General features: G+C 65.1%; 18 protein-coding genes. 9 read left to right on the top strand and 9 right to left on the bottom strand.

Translation table 11 applies throughout. The features are described from left to right. Positions 1–66 precede the first annotated feature (66 nt). Entirely contained in the window at positions 67–636 is a 570-nt protein-coding gene (locus VRS74_RS05925; protein ID WP_354144326.1) for a COG3650 family protein, read from the top strand. Here VRS74_RS05925 and miaB read toward each other — a convergent pair. Then, positions 625–1,977, bottom strand: coding sequence for a tRNA (N6-isopentenyl adenosine(37)-C2)-methylthiotransferase MiaB (miaB, locus tag VRS74_RS05920; protein WP_354144325.1), 1,353 nt, complete (start codon positions 1,975–1,977; stop codon positions 625–627). The two genes, VRS74_RS05925 and miaB, sit on opposite strands and share 12 nt — an antisense overlap. Before the next feature lie 254 nt (positions 1,978–2,231). Beyond that, on the bottom strand, positions 2,232–2,693 hold the full coding sequence (locus VRS74_RS05915) for a peptidylprolyl isomerase (RefSeq protein ID WP_354144324.1): 462 nt from the start codon (positions 2,691–2,693) through the stop codon (positions 2,232–2,234). A 96-nt stretch (positions 2,694–2,789) separates the two neighbouring features. On the opposite strand from VRS74_RS05915, the gene mgtE reads away from it, so the two are divergent. Further along, positions 2,790–4,241 (top strand): magnesium transporter, encoded by a 1,452-nt coding sequence (gene mgtE / locus VRS74_RS05910; protein ID WP_354144323.1) that lies wholly within the window; start codon positions 2,790–2,792, stop codon positions 4,239–4,241. 23 nt (positions 4,242–4,264) lie between these two features. Next, on the top strand, positions 4,265–4,657 hold the full coding sequence (locus VRS74_RS05905; RefSeq protein WP_354144322.1) for a DUF1489 family protein: 393 nt from the start codon (positions 4,265–4,267) through the stop codon (positions 4,655–4,657). A 32-nt stretch (positions 4,658–4,689) separates the two neighbouring features. Here VRS74_RS05905 and VRS74_RS05900 read toward each other — a convergent pair whose 3' ends face one another. Then, positions 4,690–5,646 carry a S41 family peptidase gene (locus VRS74_RS05900; RefSeq protein ID WP_354144321.1) on the bottom strand — a complete coding sequence of 319 codons (957 nt, stop codon included), beginning with the start codon at positions 5,644–5,646 and terminating at the stop codon, positions 4,690–4,692. Between the two features lies 1 nt (position 5,647). After that, entirely contained in the window at positions 5,648–6,172 is a 525-nt protein-coding gene (locus tag VRS74_RS05895) for a hypothetical protein (RefSeq protein WP_354144320.1), read from the bottom strand. Between the two features lie 194 nt (positions 6,173–6,366). On the opposite strand from VRS74_RS05895, the gene VRS74_RS05890 reads away from it, so the two are divergent. Then, positions 6,367–6,711 (top strand): hypothetical protein, encoded by a 345-nt coding sequence (locus tag VRS74_RS05890; RefSeq protein ID WP_354144319.1) that lies wholly within the window; start codon positions 6,367–6,369, stop codon positions 6,709–6,711. Here VRS74_RS05890 and VRS74_RS05885 read toward each other — a convergent pair. From VRS74_RS05885 to VRS74_RS05870, 4 genes are all read right to left on the bottom strand, one after another. Beyond that, positions 6,708–7,517 (bottom strand): SDR family NAD(P)-dependent oxidoreductase, encoded by an 810-nt coding sequence (locus VRS74_RS05885; RefSeq protein WP_354144318.1) that lies wholly within the window; start codon positions 7,515–7,517, stop codon positions 6,708–6,710. The genes VRS74_RS05890 and VRS74_RS05885 overlap by 4 nt on opposite strands. Before the next feature lie 122 nt (positions 7,518–7,639). Further along, complete coding sequence (locus VRS74_RS05880; RefSeq protein WP_354144317.1) at positions 7,640–8,323, bottom strand: DsbA family oxidoreductase; 684 nt, start codon at positions 8,321–8,323, stop codon at positions 7,640–7,642. Further along, entirely contained in the window at positions 8,320–9,204 is an 885-nt protein-coding gene (gene nudC, locus VRS74_RS05875) for an NAD(+) diphosphatase (RefSeq protein WP_354144316.1), read from the bottom strand. Before nudC ends, VRS74_RS05880 begins: the two co-directional genes overlap by 4 nt. Further along, positions 9,197–10,516 carry a serine hydrolase domain-containing protein gene (locus tag VRS74_RS05870; protein ID WP_354144315.1) on the bottom strand — a complete coding sequence of 440 codons (1,320 nt, stop codon included), beginning with the start codon at positions 10,514–10,516 and terminating at the stop codon, positions 9,197–9,199. The genes nudC and VRS74_RS05870 overlap by 8 nt, the downstream gene beginning before the upstream one ends. 104 nt (positions 10,517–10,620) lie before the next feature. Between VRS74_RS05870 and VRS74_RS05865 the strand changes: the two genes are divergently transcribed. After that, positions 10,621–10,842 carry a hypothetical protein gene (locus VRS74_RS05865; protein ID WP_354144314.1) on the top strand — a complete coding sequence of 74 codons (222 nt, stop codon included), beginning with the start codon at positions 10,621–10,623 and terminating at the stop codon, positions 10,840–10,842. On the opposite strand, the gene VRS74_RS05860 is transcribed toward VRS74_RS05865, so the two are convergent. After that, on the bottom strand, positions 10,839–11,882 hold the full coding sequence (locus VRS74_RS05860; protein ID WP_354144313.1) for an A/G-specific adenine glycosylase: 1,044 nt from the start codon (positions 11,880–11,882) through the stop codon (positions 10,839–10,841). The genes VRS74_RS05865 and VRS74_RS05860 overlap by 4 nt on opposite strands. A gap of 29 nt (positions 11,883–11,911) precedes the next feature. Between VRS74_RS05860 and VRS74_RS05855 the strand changes: the two genes are divergently transcribed. From VRS74_RS05855 to VRS74_RS05840, 4 genes are all read left to right on the top strand, one after another. Continuing rightward, positions 11,912–12,463, top strand: a complete 552-nt coding sequence (locus tag VRS74_RS05855) for a DUF721 domain-containing protein (protein WP_354144312.1) — start codon at positions 11,912–11,914, stop codon at positions 12,461–12,463. Further along, entirely contained in the window at positions 12,460–13,152 is a 693-nt protein-coding gene (locus VRS74_RS05850) for a DsbA family protein (protein WP_354144311.1), read from the top strand. Before VRS74_RS05855 ends, VRS74_RS05850 begins: the two co-directional genes overlap by 4 nt. A 91-nt stretch (positions 13,153–13,243) precedes the next feature. Next, positions 13,244–13,993: a DsbA family protein gene (locus tag VRS74_RS05845; protein WP_354144310.1), complete on the top strand. Its 750-nt coding sequence runs from the start codon at positions 13,244–13,246 to the stop codon at positions 13,991–13,993. A gap of 30 nt (positions 13,994–14,023) precedes the next feature. Further along, a complete protein-coding gene (locus VRS74_RS05840) occupies positions 14,024–17,446 on the top strand; it encodes a chromosome segregation SMC family protein (RefSeq protein ID WP_354144309.1) in 3,423 nt (1,140 codons plus the stop codon). The last annotated feature ends 10 nt before the right edge of the window (positions 17,447–17,456 follow it).

Raw genomic sequence — 17,456 nt, 5'->3', positions numbered from 1 at the left:
TCGGGTTGAAAGAATCGGGGCGCCTCGTCATCCTCTGCGCCCTGCTCACAAGCCCGGGAGAATCCGATGCTCCGCCTGCTCGCTGCACCTGCCATCCTTCTGACAATCGCCGCCTGCTCGCAGCCCGAAGAGGCCGCACCGCCGGCCGAGACCGCGGCGGAGGATGTGTCGCCCGCGCCTGCGAGCCGCGACGAGGACATCCGGCATTTCCTGGCGCAGGAATATGCCGACTATTTGCCCTTGAGCTATGCCGTGGCCTGGACCGACCTCGACAGTGACGGCGCAGACGAAGCGATCGTGCATGTCGTCTCGCCGATGCTGTGCGGATCGGGCGGCTGCAACACGCTGGTGCTGGCGAGCGCAGGGCCGATGTGGCGCAAGGTAGGCGACATCAGCGTGTCGCGCACCCCGATCGCGGTGATGGAATCGAGCAGCAATGGGTGGAAGGACATTGCCGTGGCGATCGCGGGTGGCGGTGGGCCTTCGGGCAGCGCCCTGCTCAAGTTCGACGGCACGAAATACCCTTCGAACCCCACGGTCCCACCCGCAGAAATGACCGCGGCTGCCGGGAATCAGGTGTTGGCAGAAGAACCCGAACTGATCGAGCTCAAGCCCGAGACGGCATCAGCCGACTGACGACAGCGCCGCGACTTTCGGGATACCCCGCAGCGAGTTCGGGCCCGCTTCTGCGAGTTCTGCCGTCACGAGGTCGCCAATCGCGCAATCGGCTTCGAACCACACGCTTTGCAGCCAGGGCGACTTGCCCAGCCATTGGCCGGGGTGCTTGCCCTTGCGTTCGACCAGCACTTCGCAGGTCTTGCCCACGCTCGCCTGGTTGAACGCCAGCTGGTCGCGGTTGAGCGCGGCCTGCAGCCGCTGCAGCCGCTCGTCCATCACTTCGCGGGCGATCTGGCCGTCCATCGTCGCGGCGGGCGTGCCGGGGCGGGCCGAATATTTGAAGCTGAAGGCCTGCGCGTATTTGACTTCGTCGACGAGGCTCAGCGTGCCCGCGAATTCCGCCTCGGTCTCGCCCGGGAAACCGACGATGAAATCGCCCGACAGCGCGATATCGGGCCGGGCTGCGCGGAAACGCTCGAGCAAACGCAGATAGCCTTCGGCGGTGTGGCTGCGGTTCATCGCCTTGAGCACGCGGTCATTGCCGCTCTGCACCGGCAGGTGGAGATAGGGCATCAGCTTGGCGATTTCGCCATGCGCGGCGATCAGCGCCTCATCCATGTCCATCGGGTGGCTGGTGGTGTAGCGGATCCGCTCCAGCCCATCGATCGCGGCGAGCGCGTGGATCAGGCCGGCGAGGCCTTGTCTCCTGCCCTTGTCGTCTTCGCCTGACCAGGCGTTGACGTTCTGGCCCAGCAGCGTGATCTCGCGCGCACCGGCTTCAACCAGTTTCTGCGCTTCGCTCACCAGATCGCCGTAAGGGCGGGAAATTTCGGCCCCGCGCGTATATGGCACCACGCAATAGGTGCAGAATTTGTCGCAGCCTTCCTGCACCGTCAGGAATGCGGTCGGGCCGATCTTCCTGCGCTGCGGCAGAGCATCGAATTTGGCGATCGCGGGCATGTCCGTATCGGTCGCGCGTTCGCCCGCCACCGCCTTGTCGAGCATTTCGGGCAGGCGGTGATAGGCTTGCGGGCCGACCACCATGGAAACCGCCGGGGCGCGCGCCATGATCTCTTCGCCTTCGGCCTGCGCGACGCAGCCCGCGACCGCGATCAGCGGCTTCTTGCCCGCTTCCTCGCCCGCTTTTACCAGCCGGCCGATGTCCGAATAGACCTTCTCCGCCGCCTTCTCGCGGATGTGGCAGGTGTTGAGCACCACCAGGTCCGCATCCTCGCCCTCGGGCGCGGGCGTGATCCCGCGCGCAGCCAGCATCTCGCCCATGCGATCGCCATCATAGACGTTCATCTGGCAGCCGAAGCTTTTGACCCGGTAGGTCTTGGGTGTGTCAGTCGGTTTCATCGGAGGCGGCGCTTTAGCGCCGATGCTGGCGGGGTTCAATCACCCTGCACAAACCCAGTTTGTGCAGAGACGGTTGAAGCACTGCCTTTCTTTGCGTGCGATCTGTCGGAAGATAATTGCGGCCCTTCGACAAGCTCAGGGCGAACGGAGTTAATCAAGAACCCAATTCAATCATGGTGTTTCGTCGCCTACGCGCTGCGTTCAATGAAAAGGGCGGCACATGGCCGCCCTCTCCTTCAGCGTTGCAGGACCGGTCAGGCAACCGTTGCCTTCACGATCTTGCCCGGTTCGCGTGGTGGCTCGCCCTTGGGCAGCGCGTCGATGTGTTCCATCCCGCTCTCGACCTGGCCCCACACGGTGTACTGGTTGTCGAGGAAGCGCGCGTCGTCGAAGCAGATGAAGAACTGCGAATTGGCGCTGTGCGGATAGTTGGTCCGCGCCATCGAACAGGTGCCGCGCACATGCGGCTGTGCGTTGAATTCGGCCTGCAGGTCCGGCTTGTCGCTGCCGCCCATGCCGGTGCCGGTCGGGTCGCCGCCCTGCGCCATGAAGCCGGGGATCACGCGGTGGAACACCACGCCGTCGTAAAAGCCTTCATTGGCGAGCTCGGTGATCCGCTCGACATGGCCCGGTGCGAGATCGGGGCGCAGCTTGATGACGACATCCTTGTGTTCGCCATCGCCGGTGTCGAGCGTGAAAGTGAGCGTATCGGCCATCTTTGAATCTCCTTCGGTTGCGCTGGCCTATAATGAGTTGTCAGCCGGAGTCACCCTCCTGCTTGCCTTTTCGCCCTGCCCGCCTAGACCGTGCGCATGTCCGACGAAGCGCGCCTCGACGAAGACGACATCCTGCTGGCGGAAGCCCCGCCAGAGGAAGGCGCGCGCCCTGACGACCGGATCGACGACGAGCGCCACGACGAGGAAAACCGGCTCAAGCCCGAATATCTTCGCGCGGTGCGCGAAGCGCTGGAAGAGGGCGACAAGGGCGCGGTCTATGAACTGGTCGAGCCGCTGCACCCGGCCGACATCGCCGACCTGTTCGAGCTGATCGACCGCGACGAGCGCGGAGCGCTGGCCGCCGCGATCACTGACCTGATGAGCTCGGACGTGATCGCCGAGCTCAACGATTACGTCCGCGAAGACATGATGGAGGCGCTGCCCGCAGAAGCGGTCGCCACCATCGCTGAACAGCTTGAGACTGACGACGCGGTCCAGCTGATCGAAGACCTGGACGAGGAAGACCAGCAGGCGGTGCTGGCCGAACTCGATGCGGAAGACCGCGCGGCGATCGAAAGCGCGCTGGCCTATCCTGAAGAGACCGCCGGCCGCCTGATGAGCCGCGATTTCGTGGCCGTGCCCGAACACATGACGGTGGGCGACGTGATCGACTACCTGCGCGGGCGGCTCGATATCTCGAGCGATTTCTTCGAAATCTTCGTGGTCGACGAGCGGCACCACCCGGTCGGCACCTGCGCGCTCAGCTGGATCCTCACCACCCCGCGCCATATCGCGCTGTCGGACGTGATGAAGCGCGACCAGACGCTGATCCCGGTCACGATGGACCAGGAAGAACTGGGCCTGATGTTCCAGAAATACGGGCTGATCTCGGCTGCCGTGGTGGACGAGAACGGGCGGCTGGTGGGCCAGATGACGGTGGACGACGTGATCCACATCATCTCCGAAGAGGCCGGTGAGGACGTGCTGCTGCTTTCCGGTGCGGGCGACGGCGACATCAACGAGCCGATCCTCGAAGCCTATGGCGCGCGCGTGCGCTGGCTTATCGCGAACCTCGGCACCGCGTTGGTCGGCAGTGCGATCATCGCCATGTTCGGCGCCGCGATCGAGAAACTGGTCGCGCTGGCCGTGCTGATGCCGATCGTCGCCAGCATCGGCGGCAATGCCGGTACGCAGACCATGGCAGTTGCGGTGCGCGCCATCGCCACCAACCAGCTCACCCGCGCCAACACCTGGCGCATCGTCGCGCGCGAATTGCGCGTGGCCTTGCTCAATGGCGCCACCATCGCCGTGCTGATCGGGATCGGCACAGCTGCAATCTTCACTCCACACCTCGGCGCGGTGATCGCCGCCGCGATGATCGTGAACATCATCGTGGCTGGCATGGCCGGGGTACTGGTGCCGGTGGTGTTCGAACGTCTTCGGCAGGACCCGGCAGTCGCCAGCAGCGTGTTCGTGACCATGATCACCGACAGCATGGGCTTCTTCGCTTTCCTGGGGCTGGCGGTCGCGAGCGGGTTGGCGGGATAGGCTGAAGCCCCTATGTGGCGCACATGCCGCTCCACATGACCAAGATCGCCTACCGTTCTGGCAGCATCGAAAACCTTCGCCGCTGGGTCGAAGCCGGCGAGCGTGCGGAGATGACGACGCGTTACCTGCCCAAACGGCACGAAGAGATGATCGGCGGGTCACTCTACTGGATCATCGACCACACGATCGTGGCGCGCAGCCCGATACTGGAATTCGAACAGCGGCCCGACGGGCGCTGGACGATCTGGCTCGAACCCAAGCTGGTCTCGGTCCACCCGCGCCCAAAGCGCGCGCACCAGGGCTGGCGCTATCTCGCCGATGCCGACGCGCCGCGCGACCTTGAGGAAGGCGAGGACGTGAGTGACGCCATGCCCGGGCGGCTTGCGGGCAAGCTGGAAAAACTGGGGCTGATCTAGACTCGCGATTGGGCGGGCGGCGCCCGTTCAGTTCAACGCGACAGCAGCACTTGCGTTACCGCTGTTTCCAGCATGAGGTCTTTGCTCTGCCCTACCGGATTGGGAGCAATGACGAATTCGGGAACCACCCCCCTTGCCCCTTCCGATCCTGACGGGCGCACCATGTAAGCCTTGGGATACACGATGCTGGCGCCGGAATGGGACAGGCTGAAGCTTTCAACCGCGCCATAAGTGGTCGGAACATCGGCCGTTTCCTCACCCATGATGGTCGCAATACCGAGGTCCTGCATCAGCGCGGCAATGACGGCCGCGTTCGAATAGCTGTGGCGGTTCACGAGCACCCACACGCGGCCTCCGAACGCGTTGTCGGCGATGGGTTGCGTCTCAGGCAGTTCGATCGAGACCAGCTCGCCCTCTTCGGCATCCGCCACCGCCGCTGCCAACCGGCCGGCAATCGTATCCGGATCGCGAGGCCGATCGGCCCACACGGCCTTGGTGTTCGAGCCAGCCCTGACCTCGTATCGCGATGCATAGCGATAAGGGGCGTCCACCAGCCGGGCGATGATGAGATCGGAGAAGCTGGCATCGCCGCCGCCATTGTCGCGTAGGTCGATTATCAGGTCTTGCGCGCCGCTTTCGGCCATTGCTGCAAAGGCTTCGCTGACGAAGGCGCGGAACGGTTCGATCGCATAGGCATCGCCACCTTCCCCGCGCTCGCTCTCGGTGGCCGAGAATGGCCCGGGCTGGAGGTAGAACACGCCGTCTCCCAGGTCGCGGTGGATTCGTGCGCCTGCCTTCCGGTCAGGGCGTGGCAATGCGCGGGCTCCCTGCAGGGCGTACATGTCGCCAATCGCCACGGCAGAGACGCGATGCGAACCGGGTTTGCCATCGGGGGCAATGTAATCGACCTGAAGATCGTCGACAGGGCCGAAGATCAGATAGAGGTAAGCGGGCATCCCCATTTCGACCTGCGAACGAAGCAGGCGCAAGTTATCGGCAGAGACAATCTTCCTTGCGCGGCTCTCGAACTCCGAAACAGCTATCCCGCCAAGCGCCGCGATCCGCGATCCGCGATCCGGGCGGCAAGGTAGCGCCTTCGCCCGTCCAATTGTCGGTGATCATCCTCTCGCCGCGATAGACGATCGAGATCGGAATGATTTTGCCGCCATTGCCGATATGGGCAAAAACATCGCCCAGCGCCGCTTCGGTTTTCGAATGGCCGATATTCCCGAAAGCCATCGCGTCATGCAGCATCAAGTGGAATTCGGCACGCGGCACCGGCCCATCTATGCGGGCCAGCAACTCCTGCAGATGGGCGTCGTAGTCTGCCTTGCTGCGCCGGGCGAACAGATTGACGTGTTCTTGCTGCAGCCTGGCATACAACGTCTCGAGGTCTTCCCGGGCCTCTTGCTCGGTGTAGCAATTGGCGCAGTCATCTGCCGTTTGGGCATGAGCAGGCGCGAATGTAGCGAGTAGCAGAAGAGCGAGAAATGTGCGGGCAAGTCTAAAAGTCATCCGGGGCGCATAGCAAGGCACGCCCAGTGGTCAACCGAAGGCCCGCACAGTCTGATCCTTGAGTTCGGGCCGTAGCACTATAACCGGGCGGCTTGCGGGCAAGCTGGAAAAGCTGGGGCTTTTTTGACCGAGATTGTCTTTCTGACTGTTCCGAGGCATGATCGGCCTTGGGTCGCCTCTGTGGAGGATGTCCGATGGAACGCGGGATCGAGAGCGGGCTGACGCTGACCGAAGAACAAGCAATCGAGAAGATAAGAGCACTGGGCTTTCATCCGGTCGTGGTCGAAGTGCCGCCGGCAGACAACGAATTCCACTGGCACGATTTCGACTCGGTTTTCTACATCCTCGAGCGCGGTCTGGATGTCACCGATATGGAAACCGGCCAGACGGTTTCGATTGTCGAGGGTGACTGGGTCAACGCTCCAGGCGGTTTTGCGCATCGAGAGAAGCACGATGGCTTCAAGGCCGTGTTCGGCGTCTCCGTAGATCCGGAAACCCTGCAATTTCCATTGGAGCGCCCGCTGCCAGTCACTGCCTAGTCCGGTACGGGCTTGCGAAAGCGCTCCATCACCAGCCGCACGTCGTATTGCGCGTCCTGTTCGGGCGGCAGGGCGAATTCGGCGTAGCTCGCCGCGAGCTCGTCCATTCGCTCGGCGATCCGCACTGTATTGTAGCCATGACTGACCACGAAGCGGCGGCGCTGGAGGATCTGCGGCACCACGATCCGGGCAAACTGTTCGGCCGGCATGCCGGGCTTCATGAATTGCTCGGGGCCGATCGCGGTGAACACCCAGCCGGGCACGATCAGCCCTGCATGGACATGCTCGGGCAAGTCTTCGCGCAAATTCTCCGTCAGCCCAAGCACGGCGTGCTTGGCCGCGATATAGGCCGCCGATTGCGGCATGGCGCAGAAGAAGCTGTTCTCACTCCCGGTGTTGTAGAGCGCGCTGGGTGCCTCCTGCGCGACGAGGCGCGGCGCGAAGGCGCGGCAGCAATTCCACACGCCCCAGAAGTTGATATCGAAATGCGCGCGCGCCACAGCGGGATCGACTTCCCACATCTTGCCGCGAGGGCCGCCCACCCCGGCATTGCTGAGCACGAGATGCACTTCACCCAGCTGGGCGAACGCCGCTTCCGCCAGCGCTTCGACCTGCTCGGGATCGCTCACATCGCACGGATGCGCCAATGCACCGGGGATCGAGCCCACCGCCTTGTCGAGCTTCTCGCCCGGCAGGTCGGCCAGCATCACGCTGATGCCCTGCGCCGCGAGTTCGCGCGCGATGGCAAGGCCGATCCCGCTCGCCCCGCCGGTAATCACTGCCGTGCGAGGCGAGAAAGAGCTCATGTGCGCGCGCTTTCTTGTTGATCGCTTGCCATGCCACCCGCACCCTCCGCCCTGCCACCCGGATGATATCCCGGTAGGCTCCGGGTGGCAGGGCGGAGGGAGCGGGTGGCTAGGTCGGTCATTCAGGCACCGCTTTTCTCAGCGACGCGGCGCAGCACGTTGACGTAGGTTTCGGGGCTTTGCGCGCCGGGCACCATGAAGCGCCCGTTGACGATCATCGCCGGCACGCCCGAGATATTCAGGTCCCACGCCTGCTGTTCCTCGGCGATCACGCGCGCTTCGAGATCGTCATCCTCGAGCGCCGCCTTGGCCGCTTCGCGATGCAGGCCGACAGTTGCGGCAATGTCGAGCAAGGTCGCGGGATCGGAGACATTGCGGCGTTCGTTGAAATGCGCGCGGAACAGCGCGAGCTTGAGATCGGTCTGGACCTTCGGCCCGGCCTCTTCCAGCGCAAAGGCGAGCAGTTTGTGCGCGGCGCGGGTGTTCCACATCATCGGCGGCGGCGCTTCGCCCGCGCCTTCATATGCCAGCGAAACCCCGGCGCTGTCGGCAATCGACTTCATCTGCCCACGGATCGCCGCGCCCTCCTCGGCGCTGCGGCGATATTTGCGCTGGAGGTGCGATTCCTGGTCTTCGCCTTCAGGCGGCATGTCGGGATTGAGCTCGAACGGGCGCCAGCGCAGCTGCGCCTCGACCTCGCCCTCCAGTTCCTCCAGCGCCTTGGTCAGCTGCCCATAGCCGATCAGGCACCAGGGGCACATCACATCCGAATAGATATCGATCGTAAGGCGTTGAGGCTGGGTCATCGGTCGAGCCACCATGTTACAAGGTGATGCGCAATCACAAAACTGCGCGGAAAGATCAGGTCATCGGTACCGCGATCGCCCGCCGCGCGCGCCGCTTCCAGCTCTTCGCGAGTGAACCAGCGGGCATCGTCAAGTTCGGTGGTGTCGATCGTGAGTTCCGGATCGTCGGTCACCGAATAGCAGCCGATCATCAGCTGGCTGGGGAACGGCCAGGGCTGGCTGGCGACATATTGCACGTCTCGCGCGCGCACGCCCGCCTCTTCCCAGATTTCACGCGCAACCGCTTCCTCGATCGTCTCGCCCGGCTCGACGAAACCGGCCAAGGCCGAATACATGCGCGGCGGGAAACGCGGCTGGCGGCCGAGCAGCAAGCGCCCTTCATGTTCGACCAGCATGATCGTGACCGGGTCAGTGCGAGGAAAATGCTGTGCGTCGCAGCTGCTGCAATTGCGCTGCCAGCCGCCCTTGGCCAGCTTGGTAGGGCCGCCGCAGCGCGCACAGAAGCGGTGCCGCGCGTGCCAGTCGACCAGGCTGCGCGCACCGCCATAGGTCGCCAGTTCGCCGGGTTGGAGCGCCTGCATCGCACTCCATATCTGCGGATTGGCATAGGCCGGGCCGGTCGCGCCTTCATCGGGCACAGGGGCAAAACAGGCCTTTCCGTCGAGCAGGCCGAGGAAGCACAGCTCCGCCGTTTCGGGCACATCGGCCAGCGTGCCCCATTCGAGCGCGCCGGAATCGTCGAACACGGGATTGAGTCCATCGAGCCTGAGCACCCGCGCGCGCCAATTCATCTGCGCCGCCAGCGCATCGTCATCGACGCGGATATGATCCGCACGCTCGATCGGCGAGCCCGAGAAGGCGATGTTCGCGCGGTCAGCCAAGCGAGAACGCCCTTTCGTTGACGCCGAGGTCCTTGGCGAGAGCGGCAAGGAATTCGTCGCGGATGGGATAGGATTCGGAAGGCATGTACTGGACGAACAGCCCCGCCCGCAGGCCCGAACCGAAATCGACCGAAGCCAGCGTGCCGGCCGCGCCGCCCCAGCCATAGGTCTGCCCGACCACGCGGCCACCCGCGCCAAATTGCTGACCGGCCACCCATGTGCCTTCCATGGTCGCGGTTTCCGGCAGCAGGTTTGACGTCCCGATGCGCACGGCGGTCTCGCCCATCACGCGCCTGCCATCGATCTTTCCGTAGCCCAGCAGCATCTTGAGGAAGCGGTCATAATCGCGCGGGCTGCTGACAAGGCCCGAACCGCCCCACGCCAGCGGCGGCCGGTCGAGGAAGATCGAATTGCCCGCCGGATCCATCGGCAGCGGCATTCCGGCGAGAATGCCGTAATTGTCGGTCAGCCGCCCCACTTCGCTTTCGGGCACCTGCCAATAGGTGCTGTCCATGCCGCATGGGTCGAACATGCGTTCCTGCATGAACTGGGCGAAGTCCTGGCCTGAAGCCGCCTCGATCACGCGGCCGAGCAGGTCGATACTCGCGGAATAGCTCCATTTGGTACCCGGTTGCAGAAGCAGCGGAAGCGCGGCGAGCCGGTCTGCCCATGCTTCGAGCGAAGGAGCGGAACGCACTTGCGGCATCCCCGGGATCGGCAAGCGGCTGACCTGGCCCGAAGTGATGCCGTTCGCGCGATAGGCATCGAGCAGCGGCCCCTTGTTGACGATGTCGTAGCCGAGCCCAGCAGTATGAGTGAGCAGTTGGCGGATCGTGATCGGACGCTCGGCCGGGACAGTATCGTCGAGCGGGCCGTCGGCGCGCTTGAGCACGCGCATTTCGGCAAAGGCCGGGAGAATTTCGGCCAGCGGCTGGTCGATGCCGATCTTGCCGTCTTCCAACAGCATCATCGTGGCCATGCCGGTGATCGGCTTGGTCATCGAATAGATGCGATAGAGCGAATCGATCCCGGCCGAAGTCGCTCCCCCGAATTTGAGCGTTCCGCGTGCAACGGTGTGCGGATCATCAAGGCCCCAGCCGAAGCTGGCGACCATATTGGGGACCTTGCCGCCATTCACATAATGCCCGATGCGCTCGGCAACATTGGGCCATGCGGCGCCGACATCATGCGCCCGCAACAGGTCGCTGCCCAGCGGCATGCCGGCCAGCACGCCGCCGGCAGCAAGATAGGCGCTGCCGCGCAGCAGATTTCGACGCGATAATTGGGAAGCCGGAAATTCGCGGAAAGCCATTAGAGGGTCCTCTTTTGCAACCGAGCGGGATGCTGTTTGAGCGATTGGCGGCGACGGGTCAATTGGCCCTTGCATCGCAAAAGTGTCTTACTAATATAAGACACATGCTGAACCTCATCTCTATCCTGATCGGTATCGTCGCGCTGGTGATCGTGGTCCCTGCGCAAATCCCCCTGCTTGGCGCGCTCAACTGGATCGCCTTGCCGCTGGTGGCGGTCGGCATCGGGCTGGGCCAGCTCTCATCCAGCCGCGGTGGGCGCAATTTCTGCCTGATCGTCGGCCTGATCGCCGTGGTCCGCCTGAGCCTGGGCGGCGGAATCATCTAACCCCTGGCAGCCAGCGCCAGCCGCGCGGCCTTGGCGAAGAGCGTCGGCAGCCCGGCCTCCTCGATCCGTTCGAGTGGCCACCATTCGCCATCTCCATCGGGCTCGCCTTCAAGCCTGACCAGTTCCAGCGTCAGCGAAGCGTGAGTGAAGACATGCCTCACCGCGCCCAGCGACAGTTGCGCACCCGGCACCGGAGGCATTGCCGAACCGTCGGCCTGCGCGCTCCAGCCATCGTCGGGCAGCGCCCGCATTCCGCCCAGCATGCCATTGCCGGGCCTGGTGACCAGCCACACCGCGCCATCCCGCTCGATCCAGTAGGCGCGCCCTTGCCGCTCAGGCTTGGGCTTTCTGGGAGCCTTGACCGGCAAACGCGCGGGATCGCCCTTGGCGCGCGCGGCGCAATCGCCCGCCAGCGGGCACAGCAGGCACCTCGGATCGCGCGCGGTGCAGATCTGCGCGCCGAGGTCCATCATGGCTTGCGCGAAATCCCCGGCGCGTTGCTCTGGAGTAATCTCTTCCGCCCTCTCCCGGATCGCCTTTCGCGCAGCCGGCAGCGGCTCGGTGATTGCGAACAGCCGCGCGACCACCCGCTCGACATTGGCATCGACCACCACGGCGCGCTGTCCAAAGGCAATCGCCGCCACTGCTGCTGCCGTGTAGGGCCCCAGACCCGGCAACCCGCGCAGTGCTTCCTTGCTCTCGGGAAATCCGCCGCGTGCCGCCACGGCCCGCGCGCATTTGAGCAAATTGCGGGCGCGCGAATAATATCCCAGCCCCGCCCACGCAGCCATCACCTCGGCCTCTTCCGCTGCGGCCAGTGCTTCGACCGTGGGCCAGTTTGCGACGAATTTCGCGAAATATGGCTTCACCGCGGCAACCGTGGTCTGCTGCAGCATCACTTCAGACAACCACACGCGATAGGGCCAGGCCGGATCGCTTGGCCGCGGCGCGCGGGGCGGATTGCGCCATGGCAGGTCGCGCGCATAGGCATCGTACCAGTGGAGCAATGCGTCGGAGATGGTCTTGGCGCTGGCAGTCACGCCGGGCCTATGGCATTGGCGGCACCCAGATGGAAAGCGATAAGCCACCCAAACCGGCAGGAAAGCAGGGCCCGCGCAAGCCAGCGCAGCCCTATTCCCGCCCGCGTGGCGGCTCTCCAAAGCCGATCGGCGAACTGATGCCGCAGATCGGGCGCACAGCTTTCCGGCGCTTCGGTTTCGTGCAGAGTTCGGTCGTAACCCGTTGGCCCGAGATCGTCGGCCCGATCCACGCCCGCGTCTGCGCGCCCGAAGCGATCCGTTTCCCGCCGGGCGAGAAGACCGACGGCATCCTGCAACTGGTGGTGGTTCCGGCGCATGCTCCGCTGATCCAGCAGGTGACGCCTGAGATCATGGATCGCGTGAACCGCTTTTTCGGTTACAAGGCGGTGGCGCGGGTAAAGCTGCGGCAAGGTGAGGTTAAGCCGCCGCGTGCTGAAACGCCCGCCAAACCGCCGCCATCGCTCAAGCCGATCCCGATGGAATTGGGTGACAGCCTGCGCGATATCGGCGATCCCGAACTGCGCGCCGTACTGGAATCGCTCGCCCGCAGCCTGGGCGACAAGGAGGCCAAGACCAAGTGAAAGCGTTCAAGATTGCTCTTTTGGCCGGCACGCTGGTGATGGCCACTGGCTTCGCGCCCGACTGGACCATCACTGTCGCCAAGACCGATGCCGGCCATCTGATCGGCAATCCGGATGCCACCACCAAGGTCGCCGAATATATCAGCTATACCTGCTCGCACTGCGCCGATTTCGCCCGCAGCGGCGATCCCGCGCTCAAGATCGGCTATGTCCGGACCGGCAAGGTCTCGGTCGAGATCCGCCACTTGCTGCGCGACCCGATCGACCTCACCGCAGCGATGCTCACCCATTGCGGCGCGGCAGACAAGTTCGCGCTCAACCACGCTGCGATCATGCTGAGCCAGGACAAGTGGTTGCCCGTGGCGGCTAGTTCCACGCAGGCGCAGCGCAATCGCTGGTCGAACCCCGATCGCGCCGCTGCGCGCCGCGCGATTGCCGCCGACCTCGACTTCTACCAGCTGATGGAAGGCCGCGGCTATCGCACCACCGATATCGATCGCTGCCTGGCGGACAGCGCGATGGAGACCAAGCTGGTCCAGGCCTCGCGCGACGACACGGTCCGGTTGGGGCTGAGGGGCACGCCAAGCTTCACGATCAACGGCAAGCTGCTCGACAATGTCCACAACTGGCCCGCGCTGCAGCAGGCGATTGACGCCCAACTCGTTGCTAGACCCGCCGACAAGCCCTGACCGAGACACTTGTGGATAGCTGAGCCTCGTGCTTCACCCTCTACCCCGCTTGGTATAGCCTCATCCCTTCGAGCCAAAGGATTCAAAACAGATGACGATTTCGCGCCGTATCCTCACCTCTTCGCTTGCTGCCGGCCTTGCGCTGGCATTGGCCGCGTGCAGCGGAACCGAAGAGGCTGATGAGACGCTGGCCGGCGAGCCCATCGCCGCCATCCCTGCTCCTGACGGGCAAGCCTGGACCGAAATGGTTACAGTGACACCCGAAGACGGCTATCTGGTCGGGAACCCCAATGCGCCGATCAAGCTGATCGAATATGCCAGCCACACTTGCGGGCATTGCGCAGAGTTTTCAGCGAACGGTTCGCCGCAGCTGAAGAAGCAATATGTTTCGACCGGCGTGGTCAGCCTTGAGCTGCGCAACCTCGTGCGCGATCCGCTGGACCTGACCATCGCGGCGCTGGTGCGTTGCGGCCAGCCGCAGAACATGATGCCCCTGGCTGACCAGGCCTGGGCTTCGATCGACGCCATTTTCGACAATGCGAACCGGAACGGCGCAGCGCTTGAAGCTGCAGCGCAATTGCCGCCCGAGCAGCGCTTTGTCGGTATCGCACAGGCTACCGGGCTGATTGATTTCTTCGCCGCGCGCGGGCTGAGCAGCGAACAGGCACGCACCTGCCTGTCCGACAACGCCAAGGTCGAAGCGATTGCAGCTCGTTCGCAGCAGCAGGGTACCGAACTGAACGTCACCGGCACGCCGACCTTCTTCCTCAATGGCAGGAAGTTGGACGTGAATACCTGGGCGGCGCTCGAACCGATCCTGCAGACCGCCGGCGCACGGTAAGCCGGCCAAAAAGGGGGGTACCATAGCGTAATGGAGATCCACCGGCTCAAGCTCAGCGGTTTCAAGAGCTTCGTCGAGCCGGCAGAATTGCGCGTGGAACCCGGGCTGACCGGCGTGGTCGGCCCCAATGGCTGCGGCAAGTCCAATTTGCTCGAAGCGATCCGCTGGGTGATGGGCGAAAATTCGCCGAAATCCATGCGCTCGGGCGGGATGGAAGACGTGATCTTTGCCGGGACGCAATCGCGCCCGCCGCGCGATTTCGCCGAAGTGGTGCTGCACGGGCGCGATGCCGAAGGCGAAGAGCTTTCCGTGACCCGCCGGATCGAGCGCGGTGCAGGCAGCGCCTATCGCGTCAACGGGCGTGACGTGCGCGCGAAGGACGTGGCGCTGACCTTCGCCGATGCCGCCACGGGCGCGCACTCCCCCGCGCTCGTCAGCCAGGGCAAGATCGCGCAGGTGATCGCCGCCAAGCCGACCGAGCGGCGCGCCATGCTGGAAGAGGCGGCAGGGATCGCGGGCCTGCACGTGCGGCGCAAGGATGCCGAAGGCAAGCTTCGGCAGACCGAAGCCAACCTCGCACGGCTCGAAGATTTGATGGCGGGTCTCGACGCGCAGATTTCCTCGCTGCGCCGCCAGGCCAAGCAGGCCGAGCGCTACACCAAGCTTTCCGAGCAGATCAAACTCGCCGAGGCGCGGCTGCTTTATGCGCGCTGGCGCGATGCCGCGCGCATGGCCGAAGAGGCGCGCAAGGCAGCGCAGGCGGCGGAAATTCGTGTGACTGAGGCCAAATCGGCCGCGGACGAAGCGCAAAAGGCGCAGGCGCAGGCCGCGCATGCCGTCAGCGAAGCACGTGACGAACTGGCCGACCGGCGCGATGACGCCAGCGCGCACGGCCACCGCATGGCTGCGCTCACCAGCCAGCTCGAAGCTGCCGAACAGCGGCTGGCCGACCTTGAGCGGCAGAAGACGCGGCTTGAGGAAGATCGCGGCGATGCCGGGCGTGTGACCCAGGATGCCGCGGAAGCACTAGCCCGACTCGAACGCGACCTTGCAGCCAGCGCGGCTGCGCTCGCCGCCGACGAAGAGCGCCGCCCCGACATCCTTCGCCGCACCGACGATGCCGACCGCGCTTCCCGCGGAGCGGAACTGGCGCTGGCTCGCGCAACCGCCGATCACGCCGGAGTAGAGGCCGAATGGCGCGTCGCCGAAGCCGAAATCGCGCAAGCGCAATCGCGGCTCGAGCGGCTCGAAGCCGATCGCGCGCGGCAGGAACGGCAATTGCAGGAGCTCGCTGCAGGCGGCGACCCGGCGGCGGTGGTGGAGCAGGCCCGCAACGAAGCGGAAACCGCTGCAAAGGCGCTCGAGCAATTGCGCGAGGCGTTGGCTCACGGGCAGGCACGCAAGGCCGAACTCCAGGCGCAGCGCGACGAAGCAGGAGCGGCATCGGCTTCGGCCCGGGCCGAGCTGGCAGGGGTCGAACGCGAGTACCAGGCATTGGTGCGCGACCGCGAAGCGCGCGAGCGGCAGGCGAAGGGCCGCGCAGGCCTTCCCGCTGCGCTCGACAAGGTGGCTGTCGCACCGGGCTATGAACGCGCATTGGCCGCTGTGCTCGGCCGCGATGGCAAGTCGCCGCTGGGCCGCCCCGAAGGCGACAGCGACGGCAGGTTCTGGACCGGCGGGAATGCGCCCGCGCCGCTCGTCGACAGCTTGCTGGCGCATATCACCGCCTGCCCGGACGAGCTGAAACCGCGCCTTGCGCTGGTGCATGTCGCGGACAGTGATGACGGGCGCACGCTGAAGCCAGGCGAATGGCTCGTCACCCGCGCAGGCCATTTGCGCCGTTGGGACGGCTTCGTGGCGCGCGGCGAAGGTGCGGCGGAAGCGGCGCGGCTCGAAGCCGCGAACCGGCTCGCCGAACTCGAACAGCAACTTCCCGGCCTCCGCGAAGCATTGGCAGCAAGCGAGCAGGCAGAAGCTTCCGTACGCGAAGAGCTGACAGCGCTGCAAACTGACCTTGTCGCGCGCGAGCGGGAGCTGGCACAGGCAGCCGATACCGAGCGGCAGGCATTGCGCGCGCTCGACCAGGCCGAGGCGGCGCGCGAACGCTATGCGGTGCGCAGCCGCGAAATCGAAGAGGCGCTGGCGCAGCTCGCCGAAGAGATCGCGGCAGCTGGCAAGGATGTTTCTGCCGCCGAAGCCAAGCGCGCAGGGCTGCCCTCACCCGACAGCGGCAGGGCAACGCTGGAAGCCGCACAGGCGCGCAATGAGGCCGCGCGTACCGCCGTGCAGGCGAGCGCCGCTGAGCTTGCCGCGCATGACCAGGCGCTGGCTGTGGCGCGCGAGCGCCTCGCCGCGCAACGCAGCGACAAGGCCAATTGGGAAGCCCGCTCGGGCGAAGCGGCGCGGCGCATGGCCGAAGTCGCGCGGCGGCTGGAAGAAATTGAGGAAGAGCGCGCCGTGGTCGCCGCCAAGCCCGCCGGGCTCATGGCGGAGATCGAACAGGGCGACACGATGCGCGCGCGGCTTGCCACCGAGCTGGCCGAAGCTGAACGGGTCGTAGCCGAGGCGCAAACTGCGCTCGATGCCGCCGATCGCGCCTTTGCCGAAGCCAATGAGACGCTCGCGACGCAGCGCGAAGCGCGCGCCGGTCTCACTGCAAGGGCCGAGAATGAGGAAGCGCGGCGCGGCGAGATGGCGCGCATTTCGGGCGAGCGCTTCCAGTGCCCTCCCCCGCTGCTGGCCGAGCGTTTCGAATTCGATCCCGAACAGGTTGCCGACGCGTCCGCCGAATCCGAAGCGATGGAGCAGCTCACCGCCAGCCGCGAACGGATCGGGCCGGTGAACCTGGTGGCAGCGGAAGAACTCAAGCGGATCGAGGAAGAACACGGCGCGAATGCGGGCGAACAGGCCGAGCTCGCCGAAGCGGTCAACCGGCTGCGCGGTTCGATCGGCAATCTCAACCGCGAAGGCCGCGAGCGGCTGCGCGCCGCATTCGAAGAGGTCGACGGGCATTTTCGCACGCTGTTTACGCGGCTGTTCGAAGGCGGGCAGGCGCATCTGGCGCTGGTGGATAGCGACGATCCGCTCGAAGCCGGGCTGGAAATCTATGCCCAGCCGCCGGGAAAAAGGCTGCAGAGCCTCAGCCTGCTGTCAGGCGGCGAGCAGGCGCTGACCGCGACCGCGCTGATCTTCGCGCTGTTCCTGACCAATCCTGCACCGATCTGCGTGCTTGACGAAGTCGACGCCCCGCTCGACGACGCCAATATCGAGCGCTTCTGCGACCTGCTCGATGCCATGGTGCGCGACACCAGCACGCGTTACCTCATCGTCACCCACAATGCGGTGACGATGAGCCGGATGCATCGCCTGTTCGGCGTGACGATGGCGGAAAAGGGCGTGAGTCGCCTGGTCAGCGTGGATTTGGGTGAAGCGGAACTGCTCGCAGCCGAATAGGGCTGCGGCA

The organism is Altererythrobacter litoralis (genome assembly GCF_036324225.1).
GTDB lineage: Bacteria > Pseudomonadota > Alphaproteobacteria > Sphingomonadales > Sphingomonadaceae > Erythrobacter > Erythrobacter litoralis_A.
This window is presented reverse-complemented; position numbering and strand designations above follow the sequence as displayed.